The 16,290-nt window shown below is 47.0% G+C and carries 13 protein-coding genes and 2 pseudogenes; 8 read left to right on the forward strand and 7 right to left on the reverse strand.

The features are described 5' to 3' along the window. Window positions 1–223 precede the first annotated feature (223 nt). Both KGF88_RS10600 and KGF88_RS10605 read right to left on the reverse strand, forming a co-directional pair. Window positions 224–1,110: pseudogene (locus tag KGF88_RS10600) on the reverse strand (HindVP family restriction endonuclease). Between the two features lie 80 nt (window positions 1,111–1,190). After that, window positions 1,191–1,376 (reverse strand): hypothetical protein, encoded by a 186-nt coding sequence (locus tag KGF88_RS10605; protein ID WP_110076837.1) that lies wholly within the window; start codon window positions 1,374–1,376, stop codon window positions 1,191–1,193. A 211-nt stretch (window positions 1,377–1,587) separates the two neighbouring features. Between KGF88_RS10605 and KGF88_RS10610 the strand changes: the two genes are divergently transcribed. The 5 genes and pseudogenes from KGF88_RS10610 to KGF88_RS10630 all read left to right on the forward strand — a co-directional run bounded on the left by KGF88_RS10610 (window position 1,588) and on the right by KGF88_RS10630 (window position 8,480). Then, window positions 1,588–2,838, forward strand: a complete 1,251-nt coding sequence (locus KGF88_RS10610; protein ID WP_153827234.1) for a TolC family protein — start codon at window positions 1,588–1,590, stop codon at window positions 2,836–2,838. Between the two features lie 3 nt (window positions 2,839–2,841). After that, the gene (locus KGF88_RS10615) at window positions 2,842–3,987 is read left to right on the forward strand and encodes an efflux RND transporter periplasmic adaptor subunit (protein ID WP_153827233.1); all 1,146 of its coding nucleotides are present in this window, start codon (window positions 2,842–2,844) and stop codon (window positions 3,985–3,987) included. A gap of 11 nt (window positions 3,988–3,998) precedes the next feature. Beyond that, the gene (locus KGF88_RS10620; RefSeq protein ID WP_153827232.1) at window positions 3,999–7,196 is read left to right on the forward strand and encodes an efflux RND transporter permease subunit; all 3,198 of its coding nucleotides are present in this window, start codon (window positions 3,999–4,001) and stop codon (window positions 7,194–7,196) included. A gap of 62 nt (window positions 7,197–7,258) precedes the next feature. After that, window positions 7,259–8,146, forward strand: a complete 888-nt coding sequence (locus KGF88_RS10625) for a cation diffusion facilitator family transporter (protein ID WP_153827231.1) — start codon at window positions 7,259–7,261, stop codon at window positions 8,144–8,146. Window positions 8,147–8,148: 2 nt separating this feature from the next. Continuing rightward, window positions 8,149–8,480: pseudogene (locus tag KGF88_RS10630) on the forward strand (YnfA family protein). 51 nt (window positions 8,481–8,531) lie between these two features. On the opposite strand, the gene merR reads toward KGF88_RS10630, so the two are convergent. Beyond that, window positions 8,532–8,975, reverse strand: a complete 444-nt coding sequence (gene merR, locus KGF88_RS10635) for an Hg(II)-responsive transcriptional regulator (RefSeq protein WP_153827230.1) — start codon at window positions 8,973–8,975, stop codon at window positions 8,532–8,534. Window positions 8,976–9,092: 117 nt separating this feature from the next. Here merR and KGF88_RS10640 point away from each other — a divergent pair. Continuing rightward, window positions 9,093–10,243 (forward strand): IS3 family transposase gene (locus KGF88_RS10640; RefSeq protein ID WP_257119928.1). Its coding sequence is split into 2 segments (ribosomal slippage): window positions 9,093–9,336 and window positions 9,336–10,243, totalling 1,152 coding nucleotides; the frame shifts between segments, so codons are not numbered across the junction. 442 nt (window positions 10,244–10,685) lie between these two features. On the opposite strand, the gene KGF88_RS10645 is transcribed toward KGF88_RS10640, so the two are convergent. From KGF88_RS10645 to KGF88_RS10660, 4 genes are all read right to left on the reverse strand, one after another. Further along, a complete protein-coding gene (locus tag KGF88_RS10645) occupies window positions 10,686–12,074 on the reverse strand; it encodes an RHS repeat domain-containing protein (RefSeq protein ID WP_153827328.1) in 1,389 nt (462 codons plus the stop codon). A 51-nt stretch (window positions 12,075–12,125) separates the two neighbouring features. Beyond that, a complete protein-coding gene (locus KGF88_RS10650) occupies window positions 12,126–12,443 on the reverse strand; it encodes a hypothetical protein (protein ID WP_153827329.1) in 318 nt (105 codons plus the stop codon). Then, on the reverse strand, window positions 12,412–12,561 hold the full coding sequence (locus tag KGF88_RS10655) for a hypothetical protein (protein WP_162014643.1): 150 nt from the start codon (window positions 12,559–12,561) through the stop codon (window positions 12,412–12,414). Before KGF88_RS10655 ends, KGF88_RS10650 begins: the two co-directional genes overlap by 32 nt. Before the next feature lie 1,081 nt (window positions 12,562–13,642). Further along, entirely contained in the window at window positions 13,643–13,816 is a 174-nt protein-coding gene (locus KGF88_RS10660) for a hypothetical protein (RefSeq protein ID WP_153827330.1), read from the reverse strand. Here KGF88_RS10660 and KGF88_RS10665 point away from each other — a divergent pair. Both KGF88_RS10665 and KGF88_RS10670 read left to right on the forward strand, forming a co-directional pair. After that, complete coding sequence (locus KGF88_RS10665; RefSeq protein ID WP_153827331.1) at window positions 13,815–15,062, forward strand: TolC family protein; 1,248 nt, start codon at window positions 13,815–13,817, stop codon at window positions 15,060–15,062. The genes KGF88_RS10660 and KGF88_RS10665 overlap by 2 nt on opposite strands. Next, window positions 15,059–16,285, forward strand: coding sequence for an efflux RND transporter periplasmic adaptor subunit (locus KGF88_RS10670; RefSeq protein ID WP_153827332.1), 1,227 nt, complete (start codon window positions 15,059–15,061; stop codon window positions 16,283–16,285). The genes KGF88_RS10665 and KGF88_RS10670 overlap by 4 nt, the downstream gene beginning before the upstream one ends. The last annotated feature ends 5 nt before the right edge of the window (window positions 16,286–16,290 follow it).

Here is a 16,290-nt window from a genome sequence, read left to right on the forward strand (position 1 = left end):
GAGGTCACAGGTTCGACTCCTGTCGGGTGCGCCATAATTCTATAGCCTGACATTGATAGCAAGTACTAACTTTGAGGCTTTTGTGCCGATTCTGTGCCAAAATTGTGACTTGTTAAGGTTTTGCCTCCAAGTTTCATGACCTTCGCACAACATTCTTGCTCTTAATCGATTTAGGAAGCAAATTCTGTCGTTTTCTCTTAAGCATAAACAACAATATTCAATTTTAAGCATCGTCTTTAAATAATTCCTGTGCTGTATAATACAAGCTTTGATCAAAACGACGTTCTGGACTTAACTCTTTGTGCCCGCCATTCATAATCACATTTGTGATGCTAGATAATTTCATAATTGGATTATAACGTCGAGGATGATTCATAAATCTACGAGTCATTTTACCATTCAGAGCAAATTCTTTGTCAGTCTGCAGGTTGAAAGCCATTTGAGTATAAATATTATGAATATTTACCTTATCTGTTTGTGTTAGTTCGTAAAGAATCCTTGCAAGCCTTAGCGTTGATCTATAAAGCCTTGTAACTTTCCCCACATCTCGCTCTCTTGATGCGCAATCAATAAAGGTACGGCAAATAGCAAAGTCGCTCCAAACAAAAATATCATATGCATTACCCTTATCAATAATCGGTGACTTACCCAATGTCTTCCATATTGGATGTAATAAAAAAGGTTTTTGGTAGTCTTTAAACTCTGTAAATATTTTATTTAAACACCCAATGATTTCCTCCCTTTTACTCAACATTTCAACAGTATTATCCCAATGTTGAATTGTCGAACAGGTAGGCTCTAAGATTTCCTTTAGTCTCGCTCTAAATGGTTTTATCGAATCAAAAATACCTAGCGCGGCGTAAGAAGTACTTGCAGGTCTAATCACCAACTCGGTACCCCAGTCAGACTCTCTGTCGTTTGCAGTGGTATCGTCCGGAATAACTGTAAGCTTAACTTCCAAGGCTCGAATTTTGACTCGAATAAAAAACTCAATTCATTATTTGCCACATCGGTACCAAATATAAAATCAAAACCTTCTTCTCGCGCTTCTACCTGAAGCTCTTGATTCGTGCATAGGTATACAGCAGAAGTATTTGTGTGAATCGCCACTAGTTGAAAACTATTTTTAATTAATGTACCCTTAAGCTGCTTATTTAGAACTGTAGGTAATGATGCTTAGACTCGGATTTTTAATACTGGTGCTTGTTGCTGTTCTGACTCAAATCAGTCAGGCGGTTGCTGATGTGCATCAATCTCACCAGTCCTCTTCTGAGCAACACCTCAATTTTGAGCATGACGAATCCCACATCGATAAGCGCAATCTCCCTAAAAGTGGAGAAATCAGCTTTGACTACCATCACTGCTGTCACTGCCATGGCTCATTTCATTTATATGCCATGGAGACTGAAAAAACTCTCGCGTTACCACGAATGGGCACAATACGTCCTGGGTATACTGAGTTTTACACTAACCCTCTATCATCTCCGCTGTTCCGGCCTCCCATCTCCTCATAACTGCCTAATAAGCTGCTATAGCAGCGCAAAAAAATCATTATTTTACGCAGTAATATGACTGAGGAGTCTATCTATGGGTCCGTTTTCGACACATAGCAAACGCTTGTTTATTGCCGTAAGTCTGGCAATAAGTTCAAGCTACGCCAATGCACAGCAGTTGCCCGAGCAATGGCAAAAAACTGTGCAGCAACACCCCAGTGTTGAAGCCGCTCAACAGCAGGCTGAAGCGCTGATCCAACAGGGCAAACAATTAAATCAGCCTTTGTACAACCCTAGCTTATCGTCACGCTTAGAGCGTGAGGGTGGCATCAATAATTACGCTGTTGGTCTAAGCCAAACGCTGGACTGGAGCACTCGCAATGAAGCAAGAGCCAGTCAGAGTGACGCCATGACGGCTATGGCAGTGAGTATTTATCGCCAGTCGGCGACATCGCATGCTAAAACTCTGTTGAATGCCTATGTGCAATGGCTGGATGCAAAACAGCGTTACGCACTGGCGGAGCAGCAAGAGAAAATCGTTAAACAGGCGATAAACTTGGTTGCCGAACGACGTAAAGCCGGTGACTTAGGTGCCGTCGACGAACAACTGACGGTACTCGCACTAAGTCGGCAACTGCAACAAACGGCAGCGGCTTATCAACAGCTGCAATCCGCTGAAGCAGAGTTAAACGCTCTGCTAACCACGATTGACGTCGCTCAACTCTCCGTGAATGAGGAGCTATTTAACGTTGAACCTGCGTTAACGGCTCGCTGGCAACAACATCCGGCGTTAAAAGCTGCTTACCTGCAATGGCAATTAAAGCGCGCCGATGTCGACTGGAAACGCTCGTTAACCACCGCCAACCCAACCATAGGCGTCGAAGCGGGCGAGAACGATAACGAAACAGTGGTTGGCTTATCATTCAGCATTCCACTACAGATTCGCAATAACTACAGCGATGCAGTACGCGCAGCCAATAGCGAAGCTGTTGCTGAAGAAAAACGTTTGATTGCACTAAGGCAACAATGGCAAGCAGCACTGAAATCATCTCTTAACAATTATCGCTTTGTGAAAAAACAGTGGCAAAGCTGGCAAAAAGACTTTCAATCTCGGCAGGATGAGTCGATGCAGGTGATTGAACAGTCCTGGCTCGCCGGTGACCTATCCACCACAGACTACCTCACCGCTGTGCAACAGCAGCTCGATAGCCAATTTGCAGGGATAGCGCTGCAAACACAATATCGGTTGGCCGCCATTGAATGGTTGTACCGTTCGGGCGAACTCAGTAAAGCGCTGACGTTATCGCCGTTAAGCCAGCAAACAAACGCAGAGATTGGAGAGTAAACGATGTCAGTAAAACCTTTATACGCAGCAATAGCACTTGCGCTGAGCTTTTCGGTTATGGCGCAGGATGAACACGGACACGACGAAAAAGAAGATACCCACAAGGAAGAAGGCAAACACGAGCAAGGTGAACATAAGGAAAGCTCAGGCGTGGAGCTATCCAGCAAGCAGCTATCCATGGCAGATATCACCACGCGAACCTTGCAAACTCAAGTCATTGAATATCCGGTTTATGCCCCGGGCGAGGTGGTTGCTAACGACTTTAACAGCTATATCGTGAGTCCGCGCATCGATTCGACCGTACTCAAACGTTTTGTCAGTATTGGCGATCACGTCGAAAAAGGTGAGCCACTGGCAACCCTCTTCAGCGCCACTATGGCAGAGGCGCAAAGTCAGTATTTGGTCGCACTTAACGAATGGCAACGCGTGCAGTCACTAGGTGAGTCAACGGTAGGTGAAAAACGCTTTGTCGAAGCGAGAAATGCCTTTAGCTCAGCGCAAGCGCAACTCAACGCATTTGGTATGTCAGCCAGTGACATTAAGCGTTTAAGTAAAGCTGACTACCCTATCGGCGAATACCAACTGACCTCAGAACTTGACGGGATTGTGGTTAGCGATAACTTCAAGCAGGGCCAGCAAGTTAATGCCGGTAATCACCTGGTTGAAGTGCTGCAAGAAGAAACCTTGTGGGTTAATGCTCGTCTACCAGGCTCAGCTGACCTTAATGTGCAGTTTGGTGATCCTGTTACAGTGAGTGTCGACAATCAGCGCTTTACGGCAAAAGTCATTCAAGAAGGCCACACAATAGACCATAAAACCCGCACCCGAACGGTACGACTTGCGGTCAATAACGAAAAGGACCAATTACACCCCGGTTTATTTGCGGATGTTTATTTCTCAGTCAAGTCGGATGGCCCGGTGCTTGCAGTTAAGGACTCAGCCTTGATGCGGGCGCCTGATGGTGACTGGCAGATATTCATTGAGCACGAACCCGGAAAATTTGAACCGAAGAAAGTCGAATTGGTTGCTGAAAAAGGTCCGTGGAAAGTCATTAGAGGCGTTAAGGAAGGCACAGAATATGTAGACAACGGCGCGTTTTTCGTTCGCTCTCAAATCGCTAAAGGCGGTTTTGACCCACATAACCACTAACAGGAGGTTTTATGTTTCAGCGCATTATTCAGTTTGCTGTCGCTAATCGCCTGTTATTGGTATTGGCTTTATTCAGCATCAGCATTGCGTCATTTTTTGTTATTCCCAAACTTAATCTGGATGCCTTCCCCGATGTTACCAACGTTCAGGTAACGGTAAATACGGAGGCCCCCGGGTTAGCAGCGACCGAAGTCGAGCAGTTGATTACCTATCCGATAGAGTCGGTGATGTATGCCCTGCCCGACGTCAAAGAAGTTCGGTCAATCTCAAAAACAGGTTTATCGGGCATTACGGTAGTATTTGACGAGAGTGTCGATATCTACTTTGCCCGGCAACTGGTGTTTGAACGACTGCAGGCGGCAAAGGAATTAATACCCGAAGGCGTAGGTACACCCGAAATGGGTCCTAACTCTTCCGGCCTCGGCCAGGTTTATCAGTATCTGCTACTTGCCGAACCGGGCTCCGGTGTCAGCAGTATGGAGCTACGCAGTCTAAACGACTATGTGGTTAAACTGCTATTGATGCCCGTTGAGGGAATTACCGAAGTCTTGTCCTTTGGCGGCGAAGTTAAACAGTATCAGGTTAATCTTAACCCCGCTAAGCTGTTGTCTTACGACCTTACCCAGCAAGACGTCATGAGCGCGGTCAACAAGAATAACGGTAACGTTGGTGGTTGGTATATGCCCCGCGGTCAGGAGCAGTTGGTTATTCGCGGCACCGGCTGGCTGGATAGCGGTAAAAAAGGCCTGCAACAAATACGACAAATACCGCTCAAAACAGTTGACGGCGTTTCCGTAACACTGGGCCAGGTTGCCGAAGTCGAAATCGGCAGTGAAATTCGCCAGGGGGCGGTCTCAATGTCGCGTAAAGTCGACAGCGAGGTCAACCAGCTGGGCGAAGTGGTGTCGGGTATTGTGCTCAAACGCATGGGCTCGAATACCAAAGCCACCATCGACGGTATTAAAAAGCGCATTCCGCTTATTCAGCAAGCATTACCCGAGGGTGTCACCTTTGAGCCGTATTATGATCAGGCCGACTTAATACAAAAAGCCGTATCTACGGTCGCGTATTCACTGCTCATTGCCTTTGTGTTTATTATCGCAGTATTAGCACTGTTTTTGCTCAACATACGCGCTACTTTTTTAGTGTTACTGTCCATTCCCGTTTCTATCGCCATTGCCCTAATGGTAATGTCCGCGATGGGCATGTCGGCTAACCTGATGTCGCTGGGCGGGATAGCTGTTGCCATTGGTATGCTGGTCGACGGCTCCGTGGTGATGGTTGAAAACATCTTTAAGCACTTAAGTCGTCCGGATAGTGAACATCATGGCGACGCCGAGCAACGCACAGAGCACCGCGACCCGGATCCTCAGGCAGCCAAACTCGACAGTCATGGTATCAAGCTGCGAGTTAAGGAAGCGGCTAACGAAGTGGCTCGACCGGTATTCTTTGCCGCCATGATCATCTTGGTGGTCTTTATGCCACTGTTTAGTTTTCAGGGTGTTGAAGCTAAATTATTTGAACCCATGGCTATCAGCATTATGTTGGCCATTATCTCCGCGGTTTTTGTGGCCATTATGGTTGTCCCGGCATTAGCCAGTTACTTTTTCAGTCGGGGTATTAAGCCTCGTGAAAATAAACTGCTTAAACCACTAGATAATGGTTATAAAAGACTATTGTCGGTCGCTTTACGCAGTAAAAAGGCCGTTATTACCCTGGCCGGTTTGCTGTTTGTCGGCGCTTTGGTGTTAGTGCCTCGTCTCGGCACGGAGTTCGCTCCCGAACTGGAAGAAGGCACGATTAATATTCGCGTGACATTAGCCCCCTCCTCTAACCTTGAAACGGCCTTAGAGGTGGCTCCGAAGCTTGAAAAAATCCTGATGTCGTTCCCGGAAACCACCTACGCACTCAGCCGCATTGGACGAGCCGAAGTGGGCGGTGATCCAGAGCCTATCAGCAACATCGAGATATATGTGGGCCTTAAGCCGCAATCCGAATGGACAACGGCATCCGATCGCTACGCCTTACAAGAAAAAATGGAGGCAAAACTCGATGCTCACCCAGGCTTGTTGTTTAATTTTTCACAACCTATCGCAACACGGGTTGATGAACTGCTCTCAGGTGTAAAATCGCAGCTAGCCATCAAACTATTTGGACCCGAGCTTGACGTGTTGGCCCGTAAAGGCCAGGAAATAGAAAGTGCCGTCAAGCAAGTTGACGGGGCGGTTGCAGTAGCGATGGAGCAAATAAAAGGTGAATCACAACTCGTGGTTTCGCCGAAACGCCAACAACTCTCACGCTACGGCTTAAATGTCTCCGATGTACTGAGCGTTGTCGACAATGGCTTGGGTGGCGCTTCGGCAGGCCAGATCATTCGCGGTAATGAGCGCTATGATATTTACGTGCGGTTGGCCAAGCAATTCCGCGATACGCCGGAGTCTATTCGCTCGTTACGCTTGTTAACTCCCTCAGGGGCCTGGGTAACCTTAGGCGAAGTCGCCAGCGTTGCAATTGAATCAGGACCACCGCAAATCCGTCGTGATGATGTACAGCGTCGCGTTGTGATTCAATCGAACGTTCAGGGTCGTGACATGGGTAGCGTGGTTGCCGATATTCGGAAGGCGATTGACGAGAAGGTGGATTTACCAACCGGTTACTCAGTCGACATTGGTGGCCAGTTCGAAAGTCAACAAAGAGCACAGAAGCGCTTGTCCATTGTCGTTCCCATATCGTTGGCACTCATCGCCCTGCTGCTTTATTTTGCTTTCGGCACCATGGGTCAAGCCATGCTGATTTTGGTGAATGTACCGTTAGCAGTCATCGGTGGTATTGTGGCACTCTATGTGTCAGGACAGTACTTATCGGTGCCCAGCGCGGTTGGTTTTATCACGCTTTTTGGTGTGGCGGTACTAAACGGTGTGGTTCTGGTCGAAAGTATAAACCAGAGAATAACCGATGGGCATGCGGTTAATGATGCCGTGTTTGATGGCGCATGGTCGCGACTCCGTCCGGTATTGATGACAGCTATAACCTCAGCGTTAGGGCTCATCCCGATGCTGTTTGCAACCGGTGCAGGGGCTGAAATCCAACGCCCACTGGCTACCGTCATTGTCGGTGGTTTGGTATCAGCCACTCTGCTGACACTGGTTATCTTACCCGTGCTCTATCCTTGGTTTTCGAAACAAAAGGTTAATGATTTGAGTCGTTAGGGTTCAATAGCACTTAAAGGGGCGGTTATTGCCGCCCCTTCTACTACAAAAAGGAACGTATTATGGGGCATCACCATAACCATGATCACTCAAAGGACATGCCGTCCAAACGCCTGGGGTGGGCATTTGTTCTTAACTTTGTTTTCACAATTATCGAGTTTATTGGTGGCTTTCTTACCAACAGTACCGCCATTTTAGCCGATGCCGTTCATGATCTTGGCGATAGCTTGTCGTTAGGTCTCGCTTGGATACTAAATAAACTTGGCAAAAAACAGGCTAACCAACACTTTACCTACGGTTATAAAAGACTGAATCTTGCCGGTGCATTTATTAATGCCGTTGTGTTAATCGCAGGCTCTGCCTGGGTACTTGTGGAAGCAATTCCCAGACTCTGGAACCCTCAGATGCCCGTCGCTGATGGCATGATTGCTTTAGCCGTCGTTGGCATTACAGTTAATGGATTTGCTGCTTACAAATTGTCAGAGGGCAAAACGTTAAACGAACGCGTTATTAACTGGCACTTGCTGGAGGATGTTTTCGGCTGGGTTGCTGTACTTATCGTTGGTATTGTTTTGCTGTTCGTAGACTGGCCGATTCTCGACCCTATATTGTCGATTGGCTTTACTCTATTTATTTTAGTGAATGTACTACGCAACCTGTGGGCAACACTGAAACTCTTCATACAGGCCACGCCAGACAAAAAAACCTACAAACAAGTCGCGGACGCTTTACTGGAGCTACCTCATGTCGCTGACCTACACCATCTGCATTTTTGGTCACTAGATGGCGAGGAGCATGTATTAACCGTTCATTTGGTGTTATCTAAAAACCTTGATATTGAGGCCCGTAGCGATTTAAAACAGCGCATCGATGACGTCCTTGCGCCCTATGCTTTAAGCCATACAACGGTAGAACTAGAAGATCCTGATGAAGCCTGTAGGGACAACTGATAATGAGTGCATTATTTTTAATGAAAACACTGGGCTTATTTATTGCCACCGCAATTGCTGAAATTATCGGATGCTATTTACCCTACCTATGGCTCAAAGAGGGCCATTCGGTTTGGTTGCTCATTCCGGCGGCAGTGAGCTTAGCCTTATTTGCTTACTTATTAACACTTCATCCAGCGGAAAGCGGGTGGGTCTACGCAGCTTATGGTGGTATTTACGTGTTAACTGCCATAAGCTGCGAATTATCGATAAATCGCCTTTATCCAGCTTCGACTTGATTGGGGCGGCGTTTGTGCTAACCGGTATGGGGATTCTTGTGTATGGCTGGCGTTAGCTATAAAGCAATTCAGTTAAAGAACTACGCTCAAAAGTTTTACTACACAGACTAACGCACCTTATGTTTGTCCGTGGTAGCGTCCTCAACCCCGTCATTAAGCGACGCCATCAGTGGACAATAGACATCTCCGTGTCCGGAGCTGCATTTTTGCACCAGCTCATTCAACGCTCGTTCAACTTGCTGTAAGCGCGATATCTTTCGACGAACACTGGTGAGCTTTTGCTCTCCAAGCTCCCGTGCTTCATCGCAATGAGCGCCATCTTGCAGAGTTAATAGCTCACCAATTTCATCCAGACTAAATCCGAGCCATTGAGACGCGCGAATAAAATGAAGCCGAGCAAGCGCTTGTTCGTCGTAATGTCGGATCCCCCCATACGGCTTCTCCGGCTCGCTCATTAGCCCTCGGCGCTGATAATAGCGCACCGTTTCCACGCCCACGCCGGCTGTTTTGGCCAGCGTGCCAATTGTCATTACGTTGCGTTTTTTTAACATAGCTATTGCTTCCGTAGTGAGGTACGGGTCTAAGATTAACACATTAAAGCAAAATGATCCGTACCAGTACTTTTGGACACCGAGCTAAGTGAGTAAAATCACTTAACGAGGTGAATCATGAAAGCAAATAAAACACGCAAAGTCCACACACAAGAATTTAAAGCAGAAGCCCTGAAATTAGCTGAAAGAATAGGCGTTGCAGCGGCGGCTAGAGAACTGAAAGTCTACGAATCCCAGCTGTACAGTTGGCGGACTGCGGCGCAAAAAAAATCTAGCACGAGCGCCAGAGAAGCAGAGCAAGCCGCTGAAATTACTCGATTAAAACGTCAATTAGCTGAACAGGCAGAGGAACTAGCCATATTAAAAAAGGCGGCTACCTACTTCGCGAAGAACCAAAAATAGCCAGATTTGAGTTTATTCTTGAGCACCAGCATCAATTCAGCTTAAAGCGGATGGTGAACGTGCTCAACGTATCGCGTAGTGGGTATTATGCCTGGCGGAAACATGGTCAGACAGTCAATCCTCGAGAGCAGCGTCAAATTGAGCGAGACGAGGCGATTAAGCAGGCATTTATTGACTCGAAAGAGCGCAGCGGCGCTCGGCGTATCCAAGTGGATTTGGCAGAGCTCGACATGACACCCGACATCAAAACTATTCGCAATAGTATGATACGCCAGGACCTTGTACCTAAGGCTGCACGTAAATTTAAGGTCACCACGGACAGTAAGCACAATCAGCCTGTGGCGCCAAACTTGCTGGAGCAAGATTTTACAGCAAGTACTCCGAATCAAAAGTGGGTTGGCGATATCACGTATTTATTCACTGGTGAGGGCTGGCTGTACCTAGCGGTAATCATCGATTTATATTCACGCTCGGTTGTTGGCTGGTCGATGAGTAACCGAATGACCGCAACGTTGGTGTGTGATGGTCTGAAAATGGCTTTATCTCGCAGAGGCTTTCCCGAAGGGATCATTGTTCACAGCGACCGAGGTAGTCAATATTGTTCAAACGATTATCGAGATTTAATTAAAAAACATAGACTTACTCAGAGTATGAGCCGAAAAGGAAATTGTTGGGATAATGCCTGTGCCGAAAGCTTCTTTCACTCATTAAAGGTCGAAGCCTTGCAGGACGAGCCCATCATGGATCGAGAAAATATGCGCCGAGCAGTCTTTGAGTACATCGAAGTTGATTACAACAAGACAAGAAGGCATAGTGCTATTGGCTATCTCAGCCCAGAGAACTTTGAATTAAAAAATAGTGCTTAGCAAAGTGTCCACTTTTAGTGGTACGGATCACTTTTTGAGGGGGCACTAATGTTGATGCTATTTAGTAAGGAAGTAAATAGCAAGCTGAAGTAAATTAATCACTCTTGGATATGAGCTCGATGATCCAAGGTAGTAGCCATTCGATATCATCACTACGGTCAACTTTTGGCCACGGCGCGAGCAGGTTCATCAAGTAGTCAACTGGCTGTAGATTATAGCCATGAGCGCTCCAAACAAGTTACAAAACACTGCCAGTCAAAGTCTAGTTTTGCAGCACAGTGTTAGGTGTAACGCTCTTGGTAGTAACAAGCGCTTGCTTTGACTTCGCCTCGCTGGTTCAAAATTACAGTAATAATAGTTCTAATGGGCGAGGCGGATTGTTTTCCGCCTCGCTTCTAATTGCTAGCTCATAAAGATAAATTTACTCTTCCGGTCTGGTAACCTAAAATCCTCGAGGGTTACCGGCATGCGCAGGTGCCGTAATCATATGATTGACGAAGTCCCTGACGCTAAGCTCAGTACCACACCTACAAGGGCTTTCCCCTTGCGCAAGCATTATAGGCCCAGTAACAATCATTTCGCCAGCCCCGGTTGGGTTATCAGATGTACATATTTTATCGTAAAAGCCTCTCTCGCTGTTCGCTGTTGGACAAACACAAGGAGCTGGGGCTTTCTTCATCGTAGCGAATGCATAAAGCGCCTCCCCCATTGCCATAATTTGGTCATGTCGATAACCGAGATCACGAAGTTCGCGGTATTGCTGATTATTTGGATTTATCGTTCTAACTACTCTTTGACGGGTTCCATCAGGATCAATCTGTATAATCGGATCGCTTTCAACATAAACATACGTATTCATCCCGCCGCTCAACCCAATCGGATCTGACTGAATATAGCGCCCCGTGCTTGGGTCGTAATCACGATGCCAGTTCTGCCATGTGCCGCTCTCGCTGTCCCAGTACTGACCTGGGAAGCCGATATTCAGTGCACCAATGCTAGAGCTCACAATACTGCGGTCAAAGCTTTGCAAATCGGCCTCCCAAACTACCGCTTTCGTGTCATCGGTCACTTTGTGCGGGCGACCTAAGTGGTCGTTGTGCACAAAGTACAATTCATCATTATAAACAAGCGCAACCAACTCGCCTTCAAGCCAAATATAGCTTTTCACATGTGGCCCGTTCTTGGTTTCGCTCAGTAGTTCGCCGCTCTGGCCATACAAAAAGTGCCAGTCGGTCGTGGTTGAGCTCTTCGCGACCCGTTGCCCGTTAGTGTCATACCAGTTTTCGTAGTAAAACCCTGATGAGCGTGTCAGCCGGCGTACGCGATTATCACCGCCATAGGTCCAAGTGTGGGTCTCTTTTTGCAGCTGATTACCTGCATTGTCATAACTCCATATCGATGCATAGCTACCACTGGCTCCGACACGGTGCCCGGTCAGTTGGTTGCTGTCGGCATCGACTCTATAGTACTCATTGTTAAATCGTGTGCGATTGCCGTTGGCATCGTAATTGTAGACTTCTAGCGAGTTGCCATTGCGCTTACGCTGCGTCAAGCGCGAACGATTATCGTAGGTAAAACTCTCGAGCTCTGAGCCTAACACATCTTCAATGCTGACGATGTTGCCAGCGCTGTTATACGCCAACTTAGCTTGTGAGATGTAAGGCGCTTGAAAGTAAAAGTTCTGATATTCAGTGGTCAATGGCGCCCAACCGCCGCCCACGTAGGATGACTTCAACTCATAACCGCTCGTATACTGCCGAAACGCGCTCAGGTCATTACCATAGGTGCCGTAACGCAACGGTCCAAAGGCTTCATGATTGAGCATCGTCATTACCGGCTCTCGGACGCCGTTTATCGTCACATAAACCGCTGACGGGCGCCCTTATTTCACAACCATACCGTCATATTCGTAGTCCACCAAGATACCCGATGGATAGCTGATTTCAATCACACGTCCTTCATCATCGTACACCCATTGTGTGGTATAGCTAGCACCTAAAATGCTTCGCGTCATGCTCGCCAGTTGACCTGCTGCGGTATAGTCATAGTCTGTGGAGCCCGCGCGGTCGGTGGTACGACACAGCTTACCCACGCCATAGCTACAGTTATCGTAGCTGAATGTTTCGTTGACATCGCCAGAGCTGCGTTGCGTCACACGCCCGATACCATCATAACTGAGTGTGGTACTCGTCCCGTTCATCCTGGTTTTCTGAAGATGGCGTATCACCAGCGCCTCCCCCCGAACCACCGCCACCACCACCGAGCTGATAATCCTGGTCGCCGCCTATACCCGGCCATCCGCCATCTAGATTTGCCATGTCATAACATGCTTGTCATGCAACAAGAACAGTTTCGTACCTTGGCGTGCCATTTGGGAGTGTTCCGTTCGGCCTCGATACCTCTGTATATGTGGTCCAACAGATTTCCTGAGAAGCCTGCGCATGTAATGTGAAAGGAGTGATGAAAATACTGAAAGCTATTAGGCTTCGAATCGCTAGTTTCATGAGGCAACGTCCATGCAAGTTAACATAAAGTAACTCGACCGTATCACAATTGAAACAACATACCAACATTTTGGTATTCGATTATTCTCGGTGTTGCATGAACGTCAGTGTGCATGCTGATAAACATGGAATTTTTTCCACCTCAAAACTCAGGTTTTAGGTCGATGATTGAGATTTTTTGTCGCAAGGCAGAGGTCAAAAATCGTCGGTTTTGGGGATGGTGCTCTGTGACCAATTTTGTTGTTAAATGGTCTCAAAAGGACGAGTATTTTTTAGAAAGGGAAGGCAGCAACACCGTTTAAGCCCATACCACGCCTAGCTTTAACGATTTACCACCGAACCCGTGACCGCCCTCCGGAGGCAGAGGTCACAGGTTCGACTCCTGTCGGGTGCGCCATATCTGCAGGAGCTTCACGGTTTGTGAACACTAACACAAAAATTTTTGTGCCAAATCTGTGCCAAATTTATTCCTGCTTATAATATTGTCGCCCTTCAGCGCCGCTGATGCAGGCGATTTCCAGCCACTTTTTACTTTTGTTGAGACCAGTATTTAAGTGTAATAAGTCCAACACACCTTTCTAAGACGGTTGAATTCGATAAAAGAGAAAAAGCCGGTGATTGAGCCCATGAGATACATGTGGTAGCCTCTTTCTTATTTTGAAATGGTTTTTTCATCTGCAGGTTGTTCGTTTGCCAAAAATTATTTGGTCGTTGATCGTAGTCATTTTACTTCACAGTTTTTTTACCTGTGCGGTTGCCGCTGGGCATGTGGAGGATAGTAATCACACTTTCGATTATGCCTATCAACATCATACGCACAATGATCACGAGACGAAGTCACCCGACAACCTCGATCCAAACCACGAACATCAATTTCACGCACACATAAGCTGTATCACTGGTTATTCAATCTGTGCTGCGGCAACACCATGTCCGAATCTTGCAATCCCACATCGATTACTTCCTTTCGATAGTAACGACCATCAACCACCAACCCCACCACCAAATGCCTAAACTTCACGTCTAAAATTTGTGCATTAGCACGCCATTTTACTGTGGAGATAATCATGAAATTACTTTATTTCGTGATTGCTGTACTTGTGGGGTTACTTGCAACCTCATATTCAGCAATCGCAAATGAGTTATCATTGCGAGAGGCATTTGAGAACGTCTTGCGAGATAACCCAATCTTAAAGAAGTACCCGTATCAGCAACGTATGGCTGAAGCTGAAAAACTGCAGGCATCGCTGCGTCCAAATCCAGTTATCGGGTTCGAACTGGAGGATTTTGCTGGTAATGGTGAAAGCCAAGGATTCGACAGCGCTCAAGCAACATTGTCGTTCAGTCAGCTTATTGAGCTTGGTGGAAAACGCGAGCAACGAGTTGAGTATGCGAACGCGCGACAACGTCAGCGGGCCGCTGAGTTTAATTACGAAAAGATCGAAATCCTAGCGGAGACGGCTTATCGTTTTTACGAAGTTGTTCGGTTGCAGCAGTTGGCCGAGTGGAATAGCCATCAGCAGCAACGGCTCGATAGTGCAATGCAAATAGTCAAGGAGCGGGTCCGGTCCGGAGCTGTGCCACCATCGGAAGCAACTAAAGTTTCATTGCAACAACGCCAAGTAAGCATCCAATCCGAAGAGATTATTGGAAAGCTTGACCAAGCACGAGCGAACTTAAGTGCAATGTGGGCAGCACAGCCGAACTTTACAGGTGTAGTCGGTAACTTTGATCAATCTTTTGATATTCCTTCACAAACTGAAGTTGAACAAGCGGTCAATCAAGCGCCAGAGTTTCTTCGTTTACTGGATTCAGAACGGTTACTCGCGGCAAAAGTTGATGCTGTGAAGGCAGATGCTTCTGCCGATCTCAATGTTGGAGTGGGTGTTCGTTACAACAATCAGCTAAATGACACTGGTCTTGTTCTCCAGGCGTCGATGCCTCTTCAACTTTCGAACCCAAATCAGGGAACTCTTGAGGCTACTAAAGCTGAGCGTACGTTAGTTTTTGAACAGCAGCGTTTAATTCGAGACCAGTTGCGCGTTCGTGCTCGATCGCTGTTGGGTCGCATACAAACAAATTATCGCTACTTAAAGAGCATTCAAGCAGATTTATTGCCCCTCGCTGAGCAACTAGTCGATGAAACCACCGATGGCTATCGCCGAGGTATACATAGTCTTTTAGTTGTTCTTGATGCGCAAGATGAACTAGCACAGCTTGAGTATCAAACCCTTGAGCGCCGAAGCGCTATCCATCAAGACATTCTTGAGCTTGAGCGAATGACGGGTCAATCATTTTTGGAATCTAAATTATGAATTTTATAAAAGCAATTTTTACATTGATCGTTCTATGCGTAGCGCTAAGCCTATCAGCATTGAGTAATGCTTCAACTGAGCATGGCCATACGGAGACAGAGACCAAGGGGCCAAATGGTGGAATCCTATTAAGCGACGGTGATTTATCAGTCGAGATAACGATTTACGAAACAGGAATTCCCCCGGAAATGAGAGTCTACACCTACCTAAACGGAGAAATCGCAGCACCAAAGGATGTGGAGCTCTCGGTGACTTTGCATCGGCTTGGCGACGTCAATGACAACTTGAGCTTCACGCCAGAGAATAATTATCTGGTCAGTAATGAGGTGGTCACTGAGCCACATTCTTACGAGGTCTCGGTTGCTGTTAGTACGAAAGACCATCGTGCTACATGGCATTATGAAAGCTTTGAGGGAAGAACAACCTTGTCTGACCGCATCATTCGAAAGGCAGATATTTTGGTTGAGCGTGCGAGCCCGCAGACACTTGAGCTCAAAGAGCGCTTGTTTGGGGTTATTGCTCCAGTAACAGAAAAAATCATCTCAATTACTCCGACTTATAAAGGGAAGGTAACTGATGTTGAGGTTTCCATTGGCGACCAAGTTTCAGCTGGCCAGACGCTTGCGAAAATTATCAACGCTGCAAGTGGTGTCAGTTACGATGTTGTTAGCCCTATTAAGGGAGAGATTACCGAAAAGTTTGTATCTGTCGGTGAAGTGGTTAACGAGCAAACACTTTTCGAGATTGGTGACTTATCCTCGGTTTGGGTTGAGCTCTCAGCGTTCCCTGAAAACATCGAGAAACTTCAAGTCGGACAAACAGCGGAGGTTTACGACTTGCATCAACACGAGCGCGTTCGTGGAGAAGTGATCTACATTGCGCCGGTGATGACCGGTGGACACATAGCTCGAGCGCGAGTGCTTATTGATAACTCTGCAGGTCATTGGCGGCCGGGAATGCACGTAAAATCTGACGTGAAAACGCGTGAACGCGCTGTGCCTCTGGCTGTGCAAGTTGATGCAATTCAGTCTTTTCGGGACATGCCTGTGGTGTTTGCGCAGTACGGAAACACTTTTGAAGTTCGCATGATAGAACTTGGCGAGAGTGATGGAGAATATACCGAAGTTACTGGCGGTCTAGCTCCGGATACTCCTTATGTGATCGGAAACAGCTACATACTCAAAGCCGATGTTCTCAAAGACGGCGCGAGCCATGACCACTAGGAGGG

This window comes from Idiomarina loihiensis, assembly GCF_024584785.1.
GTDB lineage: Bacteria > Pseudomonadota > Gammaproteobacteria > Enterobacterales > Alteromonadaceae > Pseudidiomarina > Pseudidiomarina fusca.